The sequence below is a fragment of the Pannonibacter sp. XCT-53 genome (assembly GCF_009915765.1).
GTDB lineage: Bacteria > Pseudomonadota > Alphaproteobacteria > Rhizobiales > Stappiaceae > Pannonibacter > Pannonibacter tanglangensis.
In genome coordinates this window covers 169,870-186,016 of record NZ_JAABLQ010000002.1, presented here as the reverse complement: position 1 = coordinate 186,016, position 16,147 = coordinate 169,870, and the positions used below count along the sequence as shown (strand labels likewise).

The window sequence follows — 16,147 nt, the reverse complement described above, 5'->3', positions numbered from 1 at the left end:
GACAACAGGCTTTTGCAGCGCCGCGACCAACTCTCCCGCTCTGCGAACGAGTAGGCCCCGGGTCTCGCGTTGCTCGCCCGGGGTGACACTGGTGATCAGCGCGGGTCCAGCAGGGTGGCGTCGACGCGGCCGGGCACGGGCTCGGGCGCCTCGCCGAGGACAAGGAAACGCTGCGCCGCACGGACCGAGGCGGGAGGCTCGGGGGCGAACTCGTCCACCACCTCCGGCCCGCCCGCCAGCGTGTCGTCGGAGGGCACCGTCCGGCCCGTGAGGACGATGAAATCCGGGTCATCGGCGACACCCTCGAAGGCCTGGTTGCCATAACCGCCCAGCACCCGGGCCAGTTCACGCTCGACGAAGAAGGCAACCTTGCGATAGCCGGCCCAGGTGAAGCCGACGCCGTCATTGGCCCGCAGCCGCCGGCGCTGCCCCTCGACATCGGGGCCGAACACCGCATAGGCCTCGTTGTCGTCAAGGAACACCGTCCAGATGTCGACATAGGTGGAGCGGGCGCCTTCGGCGGTCGATTTCAGGACGTCATTGACGAGCTGGAACCCTTGCGCCGTTTCCGGAGCTTCCGCCGGAGGCAGACCGACGACGAGGAAGGGCTTGCGCTCGCGCCGCACCACCTGGATGACGGCGCCCAGCCGCTGGCGATAGGCCTCGCGCCAGGCCGGCGAGCCAAGCTCGGGCACGGCAGCACCGGCGCTCTGGACCGGCGGCTGTGCAGGCGCTGCCGGATCGGCCCCCGTTGCGGGGGCAGGCGACGCCGGCGCGGGCGCAGCAAGCACGTCGGTCGAGCCCAGCATCATCACCACTGCGCGGACATCGCCGGCAGCAAGGCGGGCCTGCACCCGGTCGGCCCAGGCGACCGGCGGCGTGCCCAGGAGCCCCGCCCCCGGCTCCGTCAGCTTCTCGACCTTCACGGAGGGCTTCTGCGCCAGGATGTAATTGAGGCCCTCGGTCAGACCATCGGCCATCAGGTCACCGACCACGAGGATGACGCCGGCATCCGGATCCTTCGGCGCGGCGACGAACGCGGGCGGACCGCTGGGCTGACGCGGCGGACGGACCGCCGCCGGCGCCTTCTCCTGCACCGGCCGCTCCCGCTCGGTCACGCCGAAGAGCCGCATCAGCGGCGCAAAGGGATTGAAGCCGTCTTCGGAGGGCGGTGGCGTGATCGGACCGTTCTGGGCCTGGCCCGGCGTGAGCGCCAGGCAAAGGCCGAGAACAAGAATGGCAAGGACAGCCGTGATGGAACGGCAGATACGCGAGATGCGCGGCACGTCAGCGGCCTCCTCCGGTGCGACGCACACTATAGGCCGAAGCGGACCGGCGCGGAAGCGCTCAGCCGCCCTGCTGCATCCGCGCGAGCAGCATCACCGAGGCATAGCCGTCCGGGATCATCCCGCGTGACTTCTGGTAGGCGCGAATGGCCTTGCGGGTGGCCGGTCCTGCAAGCCCGTCCGGATTGCCGACATCGAAGCCCTTGCGGTTGAGGGCCGTCTGCAGCTGGATCGTCTGCTGCTTGTTGAGCGGCAGATGCTCGCGCGACCAGTCGCCGACAAAGGCGTTGCCGCCCCGGATGCGGTCGGCCAGGTGCCCGACGGCGAGCGCATAGGACGTGGCATTGTTGTAGCGCTTGATGACGAAGAAGTTGCGCAGCATGAGGAAGGCCGGCCCTGCGGCGCCCGCCGGCAGCACCAGCACGGCGCGGTCGTCGGCCCGCGGGAAGTCCCGCCCGTTGGCGCGGACGATGCCAAGCCGCTCCCACTCGGCAATCGTCTTGGTCGTGCTGTCGTCGGCCAGCGAATAGTCGAAGCCGCGCGGCAGCTTGATCTCGTACCCCCAGGTCTTGCCGGTCTGCCAGCCATGCTCCTTGAGGTAATTGGCCGTGGAGGCGAGCGCGTCGGGCACGCTGGTCCAGATGTCACGCTTGCCGTCCCCGTTGTAGTCGGCCGCATACTGCTTCCAGCTGGAGGGCATGAACTGGGTGTGGCCCATGGCCCCGGCCCAGGAGCCGATCATCTGCTCGTTGCGCACATGCCCGCCCTGAAGGATGGCGAGGGCCGTGATCAGCTCCGAACGCCAGAACTCCTGCCGGCGCGGCGCGCCATAGGCCAGCGTCGCCAGCGCGCGGATGACATTGTGCTTGCCCATGAAGCCGCCGTAGTTGGTCTCCATGCCCCAGACGGCCAGCACCGCATGACGGTCGACGCCGTAGCGCGCCTCGATCTCGCGCAGCACGGCGGCGTGTTCCTGCAGCATCCGCTGACCCGTCTGGATGCGCGTGTCGGACACGGCGCTGCCGAGATAATCCCAGATCGGCTTCACGAACTCGGACTGGGCCGACATCAGGCGAATGGTGTCCGGGTCCGGCGACATGCCGGTGAAGACGGAGTTGTAGGTGGCGGCCGAGATGCCGGCGGCCCGCGCCTCCGGCCACATGTTGCGGACAAAGGCATCAAAGCGGGGATCCGCGCGGGCGACATCCGCCCACACCAGCGCCGCCAGCGAGAAGGCCGCGACGAGGCCTCCCTTGAAAGAGCGGCCACGCGGCCGGGACTGAGCTTCTCCGGTCATACCGATCTTCGTCATCAAGGCCTCCTCAAGCCTGAAGTGCCCCCGCACCCAAACCGAACCTGATCCGCGACACGCCCCGTCCGCGTGCGGACGGACCGGCCCTCGGGACTGTGAACCACACGGAAGCGCGGTTGCCCGATCCTGAAGGGGCCCGCTGCTGCCGTGCTGAAATCCTGCCGCGCCGGGATCATGACGCGATCACCGGCGGATACGCACACCGGCCTGCAGCCGGCTTTCGTTGTAGTCGGCGCCCGCCTGACTGCTGTCGAAGGCGCGGAACGTGTAGTTGCCGGTCAGGGCAACATTGCGGGTGACCGCATAGGTCACGCCGGCAAGGGCGCTGGCGGTGCGCTCCTCGATGCTGGTGCCCTCGTACTTGCGTATCTGGTATCCGACCCCGGTTTCGGCAACGAAGCGGTCCGAGAACGAATGCGCGAGGCGCAGGTCACCCGAGTAAAGGATCGAGCCGGAGGCCGTCGGCAGGAACGACGGCGCAAAGGTGGTGCCGACACCGGCCGTGACCGTGGTGAGACGCGACGGCGACCAGACCAGCGAGGCGTCGACGACGAGCCCGGACAGGTCACCGAGCGCCTTGGCATCCATCCGCTCGACGCGCCAGCCGGCGCCGATCTCGCCGGCCAGCTTCGGACCGGCGGCAACGGTGGTGCCCGCCTTCAGCTCGTAGCCGGTGGCATCGCGCTTCACGCAGGCCGCATCGCAGGTGTAGTCGAAGGCCCGGCGCAGGGCAGTCACCTCGACAAAGGGCTGCAACGTCGCGCCGGTCAGCGCATCAGCGCGCACCGTGGCGGACAGCACCGTGTTGTCACGGTTGTTGGAGCCCCCCACCGGCTCGCGCGTGTAGGCGGTCCGCTCCACGTCGCCGCGCAGGGTCAGGCCGATGAGACCGGCCGCATGGGTGACGCCGGCCGAGCCGGTCATCGTGTAGACATCGCCCTGGCCCGACGGGTTCTCCGCGGTCGACTGGGTCTCGCGCGCGTAGGTCAGGCCGGCGCTGGTGTTGATCTCGGTCGTGTCGGTCAGGTCGAGACGCAGCGCGGTGGTGCCGGTGATGGAGGGCTCGCTCTCGATGCGGCTGCCCGGAAAGCCGGAGTAGGAGCCGCGCAGCGACAAGGACAGCTCGTGCCGCGACCAGTTGGACGTGGCAGCGATGTCGGGCGAAATGGCGTAGAGCGCATTGCCCCGGCCGCTCGACGACCCCTCGGCATTGGTTGACCAGCCGCCCGTGACGGTGACCTGCGGGATGATGGTGAAGGTGCCGACCCGCAGACCGGTCGGCGCGTCATAGGACGTGTCGCCATCGAAGACGTCATCGGCCAGTGTCCCGCCCGTCCCGCCGAGGGCCGGAGCGCGGCGCACGGCCGAGAGGCGGTCGGCAAAGGGACGGACCCGATCCTGCCGTCCGCCGGCCACGAGCCCGGACGAGCCGCGTTCGGCCGTGACGCCGAGGCGGCCGGCCGGGGTGGTTCCGACCGAGCCGGTGGTCACCGGATCGGTTCCGGCCTCCTCGGAGGCGGCCGGAAACAGCGGCGGAGTGGCCGGGCCCGACAGGCTGTCCTCCGGGGCCGCCGAGCCACGCAGGCCCGAGCCGCCAAGCTGCTGTGCAGCCGCAGGCAGGGCACTGCCCAGCACAAGCAGAAGCAGGAATGGCAGACGGCGGTCCATCAACATCACCGGGGTCACAGAAAGCTCGAACTTGCCGCCATGGTGGGGCAACATGGTTAATAGCGCGTTGCCAAGAACCACTTCTTAACCACTTGAGGACGCGAAGGCCGCCCCTGCCCGAGCCACCGCAGGGCCGGGGCGGGGAACGCATAAGCACTTAGCCGGTTGTGGCTCCCCTTGCCTCGCCCCGCCGCCTGGCTTAGAGAGTCCCTTCCAGGGCGGGGGCCCGGGCAAGACGCCCCAACGGGACAAGACGCATGCAAAGTGCACATCTTCCGGCACAGGATGCCGTTTCGACCGTGGATGCAGAAGCAAGTCTGGCATCGGCGGACCGCACCCTGGAGACGGAGATCGCGGCACTGGTGGCGCTGCGCGCCTGCCTCGGCAACGGGCTGGGCGCCCCCTTCGCGCGGACGGTGGCGCTGTTGCGCGGCATTCGCGGCCGCGTGATCATCACCGGCATCGGCAAGAGCGGCCATATCGGCACCAAGATGGCCGCCTCCCTGGCCTCGACCGGAACGCCGGCGTTCTTCGTCCACGCCAGCGAGGCAAGCCACGGCGACCTCGGCATGATCACCCAGGAAGACGTGGTCGTGGCGCTGTCCTGGTCCGGCGAGACGACGGAGCTGGCCAGCATCATCGCCTACACCCGCCGCTTCCGCGTGCCGCTGGTGGCGATCACCTCCTCCGACACCAGCGCGCTCGGCAAGGCAGCCGACATCGTGCTGATGCTGCCGAAGGTGACGGAGGCCTGCCCGCATGGTCTGGCCCCGACCTCCTCGACGCTGATGCAGCTGGCCATCGGCGACGCCCTGGCCGTGGCGCTGCTGGAGGCACGCGGCTTCACGGCGCAGGATTTCCGGGTGTTCCATCCGGGCGGCAAGCTGGGCGCGAGCCTCCGGCTGGCCAAGGACATCATGCATTCGGGTGAGAGCATTCCGCTCATCCGGCTGGGCGCCCTCATGCGGGACGCCATCGTGCTGATGACGCAGAAGGGCTTCGGCGTGGTGGGCGTCATCGACGAGGCCGGCAAGCTGGTCGGCATCGTCACGGACGGCGACCTGCGCCGGCACATCTCGACCAACTTCCTCGACAAGGCGGTCGAGGAGATCATGACCCGCAAGCCGAAGACGATTTCGGGCGAGATGCTGTCGGCCGCGGCACTGGAGTTCATCAACGCCTCGTCGATCACGTCGGTCTTCGTGGTCGAGAACGGCTGCCCGGTCGGCATCCTGCACCTGCACGACCTTTTGCGGATCGGCGCCGCCTGAAGAACGGTCGGCCCGTAGCGTACATCATGGTGAACAAGCCGTGAAACGACTTGCAAATCCGCCAAATCCGCCGGGTCATTAGCGAATCATTAGCTAAATTCGACCTAGGCTCGCACCGCATGAAACGGCGTTGACCGCCATTTTGTCCGGGTGCGTGTTCAGATGGATCTTGCGTCAATCATCGGCATTGTCGGCAGTTTTGCACTGGTGATCTGGGCGATCCTGTACGGCGGGACGCTCGGCCAGTTCATCGACATTCCCTCCATCATCATCGTGTTCGGTGGGGGGTTCATGGCGACGATCATCCGGTTCCCGCTCAAGGGTCTGCTGACGGCCGCCGGCGCCGGCGTGAAGGTCGGCTTCATGAGCAAGAACATCAATCCGCGCGACATGATCGAGGAGATCGTGCGTCTGGCGGAAATCGTCCGCAAGAGCGGCCCGCTCGGCCTCGAGAACGTGGACGTGTCCGATCCGAGCCTTGCCAAGGGCGCGCAATACATCGCCGACGGCTACGAACTGGACTTCATCCGCGACGCCATGGAACGCGAGCGCGACATGACGCTGACGCGCCTGACCCAGGGCAAGCGCTTCTACAAGGCGCTGGCGGACAGCGCGCCGGCCTTCGGCATGATCGGGACGCTGGTCGGTCTGGTGCAGATGCTGGCCTCGATGGACGACCCCTCCGCCATCGGTCCCGCCATGGCCGTCGCGCTGCTGACGACGCTCTACGGCGCGCTGGTGTCCAACATCATCTGTCTGCCGCTCTGCGACAAGTTCGATGACAAGCTGGAAACCGAAGAGATCAACCAGACGCTGATCATCGACGGGATCTGCCAGATCCGGGAAAACAAGTCCCCGGCCCTGATCAAGGAAATGCTCCTCGCCTACCTGCCCGAAAGCGCAAGGGCGAGCCTGGCCGACGCGGCCTGATCCGAAGCGGCAGAGGCAGGACCCATGGCTCGCAAGAAACCTCAAGGCGGCGGCGGCGCACCGGAATGGCTGGTGACCTTCGCCGACCTCATGTCCCTGCTGCTCTGCTTCTTCGTGCTGCTGCTGTCGTTCTCGACCCAGAACCAGCAGAAGCTGCAGATCGTCTCCGGCTCCGTCAAGGATGCCTTCGGCGTCAAGGAGACCGAGCGCCGGACCGGCATCATCGAGGTCGAGGGCGTGCCGGTGCGCGACTACCTCAAGAACGTCAGCCAGGTGGAGCAGGAAATGGATTCCGACTTCGCCTCGGAAGCGCATGAGGAAAAGAGCAAGCAGGGCCCCGAGGCCAACACCCACGACACCGTGCAGGCCGATGTCGAGCGCTCGCGCCAGTTTGCCACCGCCGCCGCCTCCCTGCGCCAGGCACTGCAGGAAATGCCAGACATCACCGAGATTTCCCAGAACATCATCTTCGAGGAGACCGAAGAGGGGCTGAACATCATGATCGTCGATCAGGACGGTCGCGCCATGTTCCAGGAAGGCTCCAGGTTCCCCTACGAGACCACCCGCCGGCTGCTGACCCGCATCGCGCCGGTGCTGGCCGAAATGCCGAACCGGATCCAGGTCACCGGCCACACCACCACCGGCAGCGCCGCCGTCGACCCGAACTACAGCAAGTGGGAGCTGTCGGCGGACCGCGCCAACGCGACGCGCAAGATCCTGACGGAGTATGGCGTGCCGGAGGACCAGATCTTCTCGGTCGTCGGCAAGGCCGACACCGAACCGCTGTTTCCGAACGACCCGTTCCTGGCCGCCAACCGCCGCATCAACATCCTGCTGATGGCCGAGGAGCCGCCGCTGCCGCTGGGCCACAACCCCTGAGGACGGCCGTCCCGGCCGGATGCCGGGGCGGGACCGCGACCCGGCCGCGCGGACCGGGCCGTCAGGCGGGCTCGACCACCAGCTGCGCGCCGTCGATGCGGGTGACGCGCACGCGCGTGCCCGCCGCCAGATCCGGCCCGGTGATGCGCCAGACCGTATCGTCGATCGACAGGCGGCCGCTGTTCTGGACCATCGGCTCGGCCAGCACGAATTCGCGGCCGACATAGCGGCTGCCGCGCTGGTTCAGATGCGGGTCGCCTGCGGTGGCCTCGGCCCGCCGCAGCAGGCGCCGGCCGACGATCAGGTTCAGCAGCGCGAGGAAGATGAAGAGCCCGAGCGCCACCTGCCAGGGCAGCACCACCATCAGCGCCAGCACGCCCACCAGCAAGGCGGCAATGCCGAACCAGAGGAAGAAGGTGCCCGGCACCACGACCTCCAGCGCGATCAGCGCCATGCCGAGGACCCACCAGCTCCAGGGCCCCAGCTCGAACAGGATGCGCTCGAACAGCCCCATGGCTCAGCCCTCGTCGCCGGTTGCGGCAGGGGACGGGGGCACCGAAGGCACCCGCGCCGGGGCCGCCGGAGCGGTCGTGGCGCGCTCGGCCGACGCCTTGCCGAAGGCCTCGCGGGCGATCTCGCCGATGCCGGTGAGCGAGCCCAGCAGCGCGGTGGACTCCATCGGCAGGATCAGGGTCTTCTGGTTGCGGGACGTGGCCAGTTCCTTGAACGCCTCGACATATTTCGTGGCCACGAAATAGTTGATTGCCTGCACGTCGCCGGAGGCGATGGCCTCGCTGACCAGCTTCGTTGCCTTGGCCTCCGCCTCGGCCTCGCGCTCCCGCGCCTCCGCATCGCGGAAGGCGGATTCACGCCGGCCCTCGGCCTGCAGGATCAGCGCCTGCTTCTCGCCCTCGGCCTTGAGGATCTCCGACTGGCGCTTGCCCTCGGCCTCCAGGATGGCGGCGCGCTTGTCGCGCTCGGCCTTCATCTGCCGGGCCATGCTGTCGACCAGATCGCGCGGCGGGTTGATGTCCTTGATCTCGATGCGGGTGATCTTGACGCCCCAGGGCTCCGCCGCCGCATCGACGACACGCAGGAGCCGGGAATTGATCTCGTCGCGGTTGGAGAGGAGCTCGTCCAGATCCATCGACCCCATCACCGAGCGGATGTTGGTCATGGTCAGGTTGAGGATCGCGTTCTCGAGCCCGGCCACCTCATAGGCGGCCCGGGCGGCATCCAGCACCTGGTAGAAGGTGATGCCGTCGGCGGTGACCGTGGCGTTGTCGCGGGTGATCACCTCCTGCGAGGGAACGTCGAGCACCTGCTCCATCATGTTCAGCTTGCGGCCGATCTTGTCGACGACGGGGACGATGATGTTCAGGCCGGGCGTCAGCGTGCGGCGGTAGCGGCCAAAGCGCTCGACCGTGAAATTGTACCCCTGCGGCACGGTCTTCACGCCGGAGAAGACCAGCAGGACAACGACGAGGAAAAGAACGATCAGGGCAACGTCAAAACCAATGATCTGCGGCATTCCGGTCTCCCGACTCCAGCCTCATGGACGCGGCCGGAGTATGCGACGGATCCCGGCAGAGGGCCAGACGCATTGACGGGCAGCCCGCACAAACGAAACCCCCGCCGCTCGGCAGCGAACGGCGGGGGTGAAGGTCAGCCTGCGGCAGGCCGGGCAGAGGACTGGCCGGCCGGGCGTCGGCTCAGAGCCAGCCGGCCAGCTCGCGCCGGACGACGGTCTCGATGACGGCCATGCCGAGATCGCTGTCATTGAGGCAGGGGATGTGGGTGAAGTGCTCGCCCCCGGCCTCCTCGAAGATCTCGCCCGCCTCGCCTGCAATTTCCTCGAGCGTCTCGAGGCAGTCGGCGACGAAGCCCGGGTTCATCACCGCGATCTTCTTGACGCCGTCCTTGGCCAGGGCCTCGACGGTCTTGTCGGTGTAGGGCTGCAGCCACTCCTCCGGGCCGAAGCGCGACTGGAAGGTGACGCGCAGCTTCTCCTTGTCCATGCCAAGCCGCTCGCGCATCAGGCGCGTCGTCTTCATGCAGTGGCAGTGGTAGGGATCGCCCTTCTTGAAGTAGGACTGCGGAATGCCGTGGTACGACGTCAGGATCACGTCCGGCTCGAAATCGAGCCCGGCCAGATGCCGCTCGACCGACTGCGACAGCGCCTCGATGTAGACCGGATCGTCATGATAGGGCGGAACGGTGCGGATCGCCGGCTGCCAGCGCATGTCGAGCAGCGCCTTGCACACCTCGTCATTCACCGTCGCGGTGGTGGTGGCGGAATACTGCGGATAGAGCGGGAACACGAGGATGCGGTCGCAGCCCTGGGCCTTCAGGTTCTCGAGCCGGGAACGGATCGACGGCTGGCCGTAGCGCATCGCCCAGTCAACCACCAGACGGCCGTTCTGGTTGCCCATCTGCTCGGCCAGCTTGTCGGACTGGCTGCGGGTGATGGTCCGCAGCGGCGACTCGTCCAGCTCCTTGTTCCAGATCTCGTCATAGGCATGGCCGGACTTCTTCGGCCGGGTCATCAGCACGATGCCGTAGAGGATCGGATACCAGACGATCTTCGGCCACTCGATCACGCGCTTGTCGGAGAGGAACTCGCGCAGGTACCGGCGCATGGGCCAGTAGGAGGTGGCATCGGGCGTGCCGAGATTAACAAGCAGGACACCGATCTTGCCGGCCTTGACCTGGGGATGGTCACCGGGAAGGCGGATCGCCCGCATTTCCTCGCCGGCCTGCGCCGGCATCCTGGACGAAAACTGAAGGGTCATGGGTACTCCGGGGGCACGACGGACAGCGACCGATTGCGCATTATGTTTTGCGGCAACATAAGTCACTCGGAATTCTTGTCCAGTACGCCCGTTTCCCCATCCCGGATCAGTCTGCGGCGCGTTGCCTCAGGCCGGCGCTGCAGAATAATCGCGCTCGTCGACGATGACCTTGCCGTCGTTCGGCAGGCTGCCCGGAGGCACGAGCGTGACGGCCCCCTTGAGCTTGGTCACGTCACGCAGCGTCTCGGCCACCCTGGCCACCAGAGCGGCGTCCTGCGCCATGCTCTCGGCAAACAGCGCCATGACATCCTGCTCGTCGCGCCGCGACACCGACAGGCGGGCCTTCACCAGCTCCGGATGCCGGGCCAGCACGTCGGCGATCTGCACCGGATCGACGAACATGCCCTTGATCTTGGTGCGCTGGTCGGCCCGCCCGAGCCAGCCGGCCAGACGCATGTTGGTCCGACCGCAGGCCGAACGGCCCGGCAGGATCGCGGACAGGTCCCCCGTGCCGAAGCGGATCATCGGATAGGCACGCTTGAAGGTGGTCACCACCAGCTCGCCGACCTCGCCGTCCGCGACGGGCGTCCTCGTCCCCGGACGCACGATCTCGACGATGCAGTCCTCGTTGACGATCATGCCGTCGGCCGCCTCGGATTCATAGGCGATGACACCCAGTTCGGCCGTGGCATAGCACTGGCGGACGGCAACGCCGCGGCTGGCGTATTCGGCCCGCAGCGAGGGGAACAGGGCCCCGCCGGAGACAAGTGCCCGCCGGATCGAGCCAAGGTCGCGTCCCGCATCCCGGGCCTTGTCGAGAATGACCTTCAGGAAGTCGGGCGTGCCGACATAGCCGTCCGGCTGCAGGATCGCGGCCGCCTCGACCAGCATCTCGGTGTTGCCGACGCCGGCCGGGAACACGGTGCACCCGAGCGCCCGCGCGCCATGATCGAGCAGGAAGCCGCCGGGCGTCATGTGGTAGGAGAAGGTGTTGAACACCATGTCGCCCGGCTTGAAGCCGGCCGCCGCCAGGGCCCGGGCTGCGTTCCAGGGGTCCTCGCCATCCGGCTGCGGCTCGAAGATCGGACCCGGCGACATGTAGACCCGCGGCGCGCCCTTCAGGTCACCGGCGAGAAAGCCGCCGAAAGGCGGGCTCTGGCGCTGCAACGCCAGCAGGTCGGACTTGCGCAGGACCGGCAGGGCCGCGAGCGCCGCGCGGTCGCACACGGCCCGGGGCTCGGTGCCCGCCAGATGCCGCGCCCACCCCGGAGCGGCCGCCATGGCATGGGCAATGGCTTCCGGCAGCCGGGCAAAAAGCTCCGCCTCGCGCTGCGCCGGGGGTTGCCGGTCGCGCGCCTCGAATTGTTCACCGGTCATGGCTCTGTCCTCACTCGTCCGTCCCACCGGCCTCTTGCAAGGCCCCATGGTCCGGCGCTGTCTCTCCGTTCGGCGAAGGAGCCCCCTGTCCCACCGGGCGGGGCCTCCGTCGATCCCGACACCGGTGCGCGGTTGCCCCTGCCCCGGTGCCTGTTGCTGTTAAGGCTGTCGCCCCCCTCCCGCAGCGGGCCCAGGGACTGCCCCTGCCCCGTCCGGAGCGGATCAGGCCAGCCAGCGCTTGCGGCGCTTGTAATGCTTGACGTTTCGGAAGGACTTGCGCCCCTCCCCGCCAACACCGAGGTAGAATTCCTTCACGTCCTCGTTCTCGCGCAGCGACTTCGCATCCCCGTCCAGCACGATGCGACCGGACTCGACGATGTAGCCGTAGGTGGCGTAGCGCAGGGCAATGTTGGTGTTCTGTTCGGCCAGGAGGAAGGACACGCCCTGTTGCTCGTTGAGCTGCTTCACGATCTCGAAGATTTCCTCGACGAGCTGCGGCGCCAGACCCATGGACGGCTCGTCCAGCAGGATCATGCGCGGCCGGCTCATCATGGCGCGGCCGATGGCGCACATCTGCTGTTCGCCGCCCGAGGTGTAGCCGGCCTGGCTGTGCCGGCGTTCCTTCAGGCGCGGGAAATACTCGTAGATCATCTCCAGATCGGCCTTGATCGCACCCGAGCCGTCGCGGCGGGTATAGGCCCCCGTCAGCAGGTTTTCCTCGATGCTGAGGTGACCGAAGCAGTGGCGACCCTCCATCACCTGGATGCAGCCGCGGCGCACCAGATCATTGGGCGACAGGTCCTGGATCTGCTCGCCCTTGAACTGGATGTTGCCCTTGGTGACATCACCGCGCTCGGCGCTGAGCAGGTTGGAAATGGCCTTCAGCGTCGTGGTCTTGCCGGCGCCGTTGGCACCCAGCAAGGCCACGATGCCGCCTTCCGGAACCGTGAGGGACACGCCCTTGAGCACGAGGATCACGTGATCATAGATCACCTCGATGTTGTTCACCGACAGGATGGGGCTGCTGCCGGTCGGGCCTGACGTGGTCGCTGCATGTACGGACATGGAACTCGTCTCCGGTCTCGCGTCTCTGGTGTCCGGGAAGGATCCCGCCGCACGGCGCGGCGGGATCTGTTGAGCCAGGCTCAGTTCGGGCAGGCTTCGGTGCGGGCCGGCCAGGGCGCGTTCTTTTCCGCATAGTCCTTGGCAGCGGCTTCCAGCAGCGGACGGACCTTGTCCTTCATCGGCTCGATCCAGTCAGAGGCCTTGACCCACTTGGTGCCGTCCCACTCCTGGATGAACACCGGATGCGACCCGGCATGATCCTCGCAGGTGACCTTCATCGGATGGGCGAAGCCGCTGAGGCCGATCTCGGCAAGCCGGGCTTCGGTGATGTTCAGCGATTCCAGACCGATGCGCATGTCCTCGCCGGTCAGGACCTTCTTGCCGGTCTTTTCCTGCGCGGTCCGGATCGCCTCGGCGATGATGACCGAGTTGAGGACGCCGCGGTTGTAGAGCGCGCCACCGATGGTTTCCGGGTTGGTCTGCGACTTGCCGGCGTCGACGACATGCTTGCGGATGTCGGCCAGCGCCGGGAAATCCGGGCCCACGCCGGAGAAGTTCAGCGTCTTGAAGCCCTTGGCCGCCTCACCGCCGGCCCCGGCATCTTCCTCGCCGGCCGACCACCAGGCCGCGATGAACTTGTCCATCGGGAAGCGGGTCTTGACGGCTTCCTTGACGGCGGTCGGGTTCATGGCGCCCCAGCCCCACATGACCATGTAGTCCGGACGGTCACGCCGGATGTTGAGCCACTGCGAGGCCTGGTTCTGCATTTCCTTGGCAGGCACCGGGTACTGCAGCAGCTCGAAGCCGTATTCCTTGGCCAGCTGTTCCAGCAGCGGGATCGGCTCGCGGCCGAAACCGGCGTCAAGGAAGATGTAGCCGATCTTCTTGCCCTTCAGCTTGTCGAGGCCGCCTTCCTGCTCGGCGATGTACTTGATGATGACCGAGGCGCCGTCCCAGTAGGTGACCGGCACGTTGAACACCCACGGGAAGGTGTTGCCGACGGCCGCCGCCGACAGGCCGTAGCCCATCGAGAGGACCGGGATCTTGTCGACCGCGGCTTTCGGGATCAGCTGCAGCGTGATGCCGGTCGAATAGGGATTGTAGACCAGCGCGCCCTTGCCCTTGGTGGACTCATAGCACTCGACGCCCTTCTGGCTGTCGTAGCCGGTCTCGCATTCCTCGATGGCCAGCTTCACGCCGCCGATGCCGCCATCGCGCTCGTTCAGCATCATCAGGTAGTCGGTCATGCCGTTGGCGATGTGGATGCCCGACCCGGCGAAGGCGCCGGTGCGATAGTTGAGGAGCGGGATGTAGTTGGTCTCCTCGGCGACAGCGACGCCGGCACTGAAGGGTGCGGCAAGGCCGAGCGCCAGGGCCGTTCCCAGGATGCATGCTCTGAAATTCATCTCGTCTTTCCTCCCAAGTGACGACCAGCCGGGGCCGGCGTCCGCGAACCGATCTCTGGCCTCCTCCCCCGGGACGGTCCGCTCCCCCGGTTGGCCAAGCGCGGATGGGCCCCTCAGTAGGGGAAGGGCCACACCCTGAGTTTCTGCTTGCCGATCTGCCACAGCCGGGCGAGGCCATGCGGCTCGACAATCAGGAAGAAGATGATCAGCGCGCCGACGATCATGAACTGGACGTGGTGCACGGCCTCCGCCGCCACGTCGATGCCCACGAGACCCGGCAGGAAGCGCAGGATCAGCGGCAGGATCCAGATGAAGGCAGCCCCCAGGAAGGCGCCCGAGATGGAGCCGAGGCCGCCGAGGATCACCATGAACAGGATCTGGAACGACAGGGTGATCGAATAGGATGAGGGTTCGGCCGCGTTGAGCCAGAAGAACACCATCATCGCACCGGCCACGCCGCAGATGTAGGACGACACGGCGAAGGCCAGCAGCTTGGCGCGGAGCGGACGGATGCCCATCAGCTCGGCCGCGATGTCCATGTCGCGGATCATCATCCAGGAGCGGCCGATGCGGCCACGGATGACGTTGGCGACGAGGAAGGCGATGGCCACGACAATCGTGAGCACGATGAAGTAGCGGGTGATCGGTGCGGCCTCCGCGCCGGAGACGATGATCCCGAACATCTCGCGCTGCGGGATCTCGATCGCACCCGAGGCGTTGTAGTTGTAGAGCCACGGAATGCGGATGAAGCACCACTCGAGGAAGAACTGCGCGGCGAGCGTCGTCACGGCCAGGTAGAGGCCCTTGATGCGCAGCGACGGCAGACCGAAGATCGCGCCGATGCCGGCCGAGAAGAACCCGGACAGCAGGACCAGCAGGATCACGTTCACATCGGGGAAGATGGAGGTGAGCTTGTAGGCCGCATAGGCGCCTACCCCCATGAAGGCACCGGTGCCAAGGGACAGCTGTCCGCAGAACCCCGTCAGGACGTTCAGGCCGATGGCAGCCAGGGAGAACACCAGGAACGGGATCATGATCGAGGTCAGGAAGAAGTCGTTCGCCAGGGCCGGGATGCCGATGAAGGCAACGGCCAGGATGAGACCCATGGCGATCCGGTCCTGACGGATCGGGAACAGCGCCTGATCCGCCTCGTAGCTCGTCTTGAACTGGCCTGCTTCGCGGTAGAACATGGATCTTTCCTCACACGCGCTCGATGATGCGTTCGCCGAACAGGCCCTGCGGACGGAACAGCAGGAAGATCAGCGCGATGATGTAGGCGAGCCAGCTCTCGATGCCGCCGCCGACAAGCGGACCCCAGTAGATCTCGCCGAGCTTCTCGCCGAAGCCGATGATGAGACCGCCGATGATGGCGCCGGGGATCGAGGTGAAGCCGCCGAGGATCAGCACGGGCAACGCCTTGAAGGCGACGATCTCCAGCGCGAAGGACACGTCCGACCGCGCGCCCCACATGATGCCGGTGGCCAGCGCCACGATGCCGGCGGCGAACCAGACGATGGCCCAGATCTGGTGCAGCGAGATGCCGACCGACAGCGCCGCCTGGTGGTCGTCGGCGACGGCGCGCAGGGCCCGGCCGATGCGCGTCTTGTTGAAGAACAGCGCCAGCGCGCCGACCATCAGGATGGCGATGACGGCCGCGGCAATGTCGATGTGCTGCAGGATGATCAGGCCGCGCTCGCCGAACTCGATCGCGGTGGAGCCGGTCGGCAGCCACAGTTCCTCGGTGATCATGCGCTTGGGCTCGCCGCCGAAGACGAACTCGCCGAAGCCGATAAGGAAATAGGTCAGGCCGATGGTCGCCATCAGCAGGATGATGTCGGGCTGGTTGACCAGCGGCCGCATCACCACCCGCTCGATGCCATAGGCCAGCACGCCCATGACGCCGATGGTCAGGATCAGCGCGACGAAGGCCGGGATGCCCTGCTCGTGCAGGCCGACCAGCGTCAGGCCGGCAAACACCACCATGATGCCCTGCGCGAAGTTGAAGACGCCGGACGCCTTGAAGATCAGCACGAAGCCCAGCGCGATCAGCGCGTAGAGAATGCCGGAGACGAAGCCTTCCCAGAGCACCTGGATGAGGAAGTCCGGCTGGGATCCCATCTGCACGAAGGGATCAACGAAGATGTCGTAGAGCATGACGGGA

The 16,147-nt window shown here is 67.0% G+C and carries 14 protein-coding genes; 3 read left to right on the top strand and 11 right to left on the bottom strand.

The window, feature by feature from the left end; translation table 11 throughout:
- Positions 1-95 precede the first annotated feature (95 nt).
- From GWI72_RS15605 to GWI72_RS15595, 3 genes are all read right to left on the bottom strand, one after another.
- Positions 96-1,286 (bottom strand): SGNH/GDSL hydrolase family protein, encoded by a 1,191-nt coding sequence (locus GWI72_RS15605; protein WP_209000153.1) that lies wholly within the window; start codon positions 1,284-1,286, stop codon positions 96-98.
- 61 nt (positions 1,287-1,347) lie between these two features.
- Positions 1,348-2,598, bottom strand: a complete 1,251-nt coding sequence (locus GWI72_RS15600; RefSeq protein ID WP_244314367.1) for a lytic murein transglycosylase — start codon at positions 2,596-2,598, stop codon at positions 1,348-1,350.
- 183 nt (positions 2,599-2,781) lie between these two features.
- Positions 2,782-4,266, bottom strand: a complete 1,485-nt coding sequence (locus tag GWI72_RS15595; protein ID WP_161709294.1) for an outer membrane beta-barrel protein — start codon at positions 4,264-4,266, stop codon at positions 2,782-2,784.
- 257 nt (positions 4,267-4,523) lie between these two features.
- On the opposite strand from GWI72_RS15595, the gene GWI72_RS15590 reads away from it, so the two are divergent.
- From GWI72_RS15590 to GWI72_RS15580, 3 genes are all read left to right on the top strand, one after another.
- On the top strand, positions 4,524-5,537 hold the full coding sequence (locus GWI72_RS15590; RefSeq protein WP_161709293.1) for a KpsF/GutQ family sugar-phosphate isomerase: 1,014 nt from the start codon (positions 4,524-4,526) through the stop codon (positions 5,535-5,537).
- A 162-nt stretch (positions 5,538-5,699) separates the two neighbouring features.
- Positions 5,700-6,467, top strand: a complete 768-nt coding sequence (locus tag GWI72_RS15585; protein ID WP_161709292.1) for a motility protein A — start codon at positions 5,700-5,702, stop codon at positions 6,465-6,467.
- A gap of 24 nt (positions 6,468-6,491) precedes the next feature.
- The gene (locus tag GWI72_RS15580) at positions 6,492-7,346 is read left to right on the top strand and encodes an OmpA/MotB family protein (RefSeq protein WP_161709291.1); all 855 of its coding nucleotides are present in this window, start codon (positions 6,492-6,494) and stop codon (positions 7,344-7,346) included.
- 61 nt (positions 7,347-7,407) lie between these two features.
- Here GWI72_RS15580 and GWI72_RS15575 read toward each other — a convergent pair whose 3' ends face one another.
- The 8 genes from GWI72_RS15575 to GWI72_RS15540 all read right to left on the bottom strand — a co-directional run bounded on the left by GWI72_RS15575 (position 7,408) and on the right by GWI72_RS15540 (position 16,140).
- Complete coding sequence (locus GWI72_RS15575) at positions 7,408-7,860, bottom strand: NfeD family protein (RefSeq protein ID WP_161677302.1); 453 nt, start codon at positions 7,858-7,860, stop codon at positions 7,408-7,410.
- Positions 7,861-7,863: 3 nt separating this feature from the next.
- Positions 7,864-8,877 (bottom strand): SPFH domain-containing protein, encoded by a 1,014-nt coding sequence (locus tag GWI72_RS15570; RefSeq protein WP_161709290.1) that lies wholly within the window; start codon positions 8,875-8,877, stop codon positions 7,864-7,866.
- Between the two features lie 181 nt (positions 8,878-9,058).
- Entirely contained in the window at positions 9,059-10,138 is a 1,080-nt protein-coding gene (hemH, locus tag GWI72_RS15565; RefSeq protein WP_161709289.1) for a ferrochelatase, read from the bottom strand.
- Positions 10,139-10,264: 126 nt separating this feature from the next.
- Positions 10,265-11,515, bottom strand: a complete 1,251-nt coding sequence (locus tag GWI72_RS15560; RefSeq protein ID WP_161709288.1) for a phenylacetate--CoA ligase family protein — start codon at positions 11,513-11,515, stop codon at positions 10,265-10,267.
- Between the two features lie 222 nt (positions 11,516-11,737).
- Entirely contained in the window at positions 11,738-12,580 is an 843-nt protein-coding gene (locus tag GWI72_RS15555) for an ABC transporter ATP-binding protein (RefSeq protein ID WP_161709287.1), read from the bottom strand.
- 80 nt (positions 12,581-12,660) lie between these two features.
- Complete coding sequence (locus GWI72_RS15550) at positions 12,661-13,986, bottom strand: ABC transporter substrate-binding protein (protein ID WP_161677307.1); 1,326 nt, start codon at positions 13,984-13,986, stop codon at positions 12,661-12,663.
- Positions 13,987-14,099: 113 nt separating this feature from the next.
- A complete protein-coding gene (locus GWI72_RS15545; RefSeq protein WP_161709286.1) occupies positions 14,100-15,176 on the bottom strand; it encodes a branched-chain amino acid ABC transporter permease in 1,077 nt (358 codons plus the stop codon).
- 10 nt (positions 15,177-15,186) lie between these two features.
- Positions 15,187-16,140, bottom strand: coding sequence for a branched-chain amino acid ABC transporter permease (locus GWI72_RS15540; protein ID WP_161677309.1), 954 nt, complete (start codon positions 16,138-16,140; stop codon positions 15,187-15,189).
- Between the last annotated feature and the right edge of the window lie 7 nt (positions 16,141-16,147).